Origin of the sequence: Acidisphaera rubrifaciens HS-AP3, assembly GCF_000964365.1 — a bacterium.
In the GTDB taxonomy this organism is placed as follows: Bacteria; Pseudomonadota; Alphaproteobacteria; order Acetobacterales; family Acetobacteraceae; genus Acidisphaera; species Acidisphaera rubrifaciens.
On sequence record NZ_BANB01000366.1, the window covers coordinates 1 to 1,862 of the forward strand.

2 protein-coding genes and 1 pseudogene are annotated in these 1,862 nt (G+C 72.9%); 1 reads left to right on the forward strand and 2 read right to left on the reverse strand.

Annotation, left to right across the window (positions count from 1 at the left end):
• Nucleotides 1-372 (forward strand): annotated as a pseudogene (locus tag B8460_RS21875) (SAM-dependent methyltransferase); the annotation flags it as partial.
• 7 nt (nucleotides 373-379) lie between these two features.
• Here B8460_RS21875 and moaA read toward each other — a convergent pair.
• Together moaA and B8460_RS11215 are read right to left on the reverse strand one after the other, a co-directional pair.
• The gene (gene moaA, locus B8460_RS11210; RefSeq protein WP_199445619.1) at nucleotides 380-1,369 is read right to left on the reverse strand and encodes a GTP 3',8-cyclase MoaA; all 990 of its coding nucleotides are present in this window, start codon (nucleotides 1,367-1,369) and stop codon (nucleotides 380-382) included.
• Between the two features lie 172 nt (nucleotides 1,370-1,541).
• The gene (locus B8460_RS11215; protein ID WP_048861683.1) at nucleotides 1,542-1,766 is read right to left on the reverse strand and encodes a DUF3553 domain-containing protein; all 225 of its coding nucleotides are present in this window, start codon (nucleotides 1,764-1,766) and stop codon (nucleotides 1,542-1,544) included.
• Nucleotides 1,767-1,862: the final 96 nt, after the last annotated feature.

A 1,862-nucleotide genomic window follows, 5' to 3' on the forward strand; every position in this document is an offset into this window, starting at 1 on the left:
CCGGCGCTGGGCACGCTGCAGACGCTGCGCGAGTCGCTGACGGAGGCCGAGGCGATGCTGACCGGCGGGGCGGCGCCGCGCGTGGCGCCATTCCCGGATTTGCGCGACTGCGCCGGCCTGCTGCAGCGCGCCGGATTCGTCCTGCCGGTGGCGGACGCGGAGCGGATCAGCCTGCGTTACCGCAACCCGGCCGGCGTGCTGGCCGACCTGCGCGACGCCGGGGAGACGAACGTTCTGACCGACCGCGCCCGGCTGATCCCGAGCCGCCTGCTGTTCCCGGCGGCGCTCGCCCGCCTGCCGACCGAGGCGGACGGCACGGTGGCGCTCGACCTGCGGCTGGCGATGCTGACCGGCTGGGCGCCCCCGGCCTGAGGCCGGCTCAGCCGCCGGTCACGCTCATGTGCCGGCCGACGGCGGGGCGGTTGGTGCGGTCGATGATGAAATCGTGGCCCTTCGGCTTGCGGGCGATCGCGGCGCGCAGCGCGGCATCGAGCCCGGCATCGTCCACGCCGCTGCGCAGGACGGCGCGCAGATCGGCCTGATCGTCCTGGCCGAGACACATGTAGAGCGTGCCGGTGCAGGTCAGGCGCACGCGGTTGCAGCTTTCGCAGAAATTATGGGTCATCGGCGTGATGAAGCCGATGCGCCGCCCCGTCTCCGCCACCGTGTAGTAGCGGGCCGGACCGCCGGTGCGGTAGTCGGTCTCGGCCAGGGTCCAGCGGCGGCGCAGGCGCGAGCGCACGAGCGAGAGCGGCAGGTACTGGTCCGACCGGTCCGCGACCTCGCCCATCGGCATGGTCTCGATGAGGCAGAGGTCGAGTCCTTCCTCGCCGCACCATTCCAGCATGCGGTCGAACTCGTCCTCGTTCACGCCCTTGAGCGCCACGGCGTTGATCTTGATGGCGAGGCCGGCCGCCTTGGCGGCGGCGATGCCGTCCAGCACCTGCTCGATGCGACCCCAGCGGGTGATCGCGGCGAAGCGGTCGCGGTCGAGCGTGTCGAGCGAGACGTTGACGCGCCGCACCCCGGCCGCGCGCAGCGCCGCCGCGTGGCGGGCAAGCTGGGTGCCGTTGGTCGTCAGCGTCAGTTCGTCGAGACCGTGGCCGAGCCGGGTGCCGAGCCGTTCGAACAGCGACATGACCTCGCGCCGGACCAGCGGCTCGCCACCGGTGATGCGCAGCTTCCGCGTGCCGGCGCGAACGAAGGCGCCGGCCAGGCGGTCCAGCTCCTCCAGGGTCAGCAGGTCGCGCTTGGGGAGGAAAGTCATGTCCTCCGCCATGCAGTAGACGCAGCGGAGGTCGCAACGATCGGTGACCGAGATGCGCAGATAGGTGATCGCCCGGCCGAACGGATCGACCAGCGGGGCCATGATGGGCGGGCCGGCCAGGGTGGCCCCGCCGGTCGCCGCGACGGGCGACGACGGGGGCGCTGGTGGGGGGCCGGGCGGCGTCGGTTTGGCGAGCTCGGTCATGCAATAGACGTGCGCCGGAACGGCCGCCGCTTCAAGCCCGCCGGCGTCCGGTTCGCCGGCCGGCCACCGCTCAGCGCGGCCGCCGGGTGCCGCCGGTATCGTTCGGACCGTCGGTCGGGCGCAGGGTCACGTGGCGGGCGTCCACCAGAACCTTGCCGGCATGCTCGAACATCACGGTGACGCGGTGGCCGATCGCGGACTGCACCTGTCCCGGCCCCCAGTCGGCCCGGTCGGGATGGGCGACCCATTGGCCAGGCTCCAGGTCGGGACGGAACAGGTCATCGTTCGCCGGCATGAAGTGCCTTTCCGGAAAGGCCGCGCCGCGGCGACACGCGGTCGGCGGGCGGGGGTAAGGGGCGTGTCCCAGCGCGCCGCGCGATGGGAGGATCGA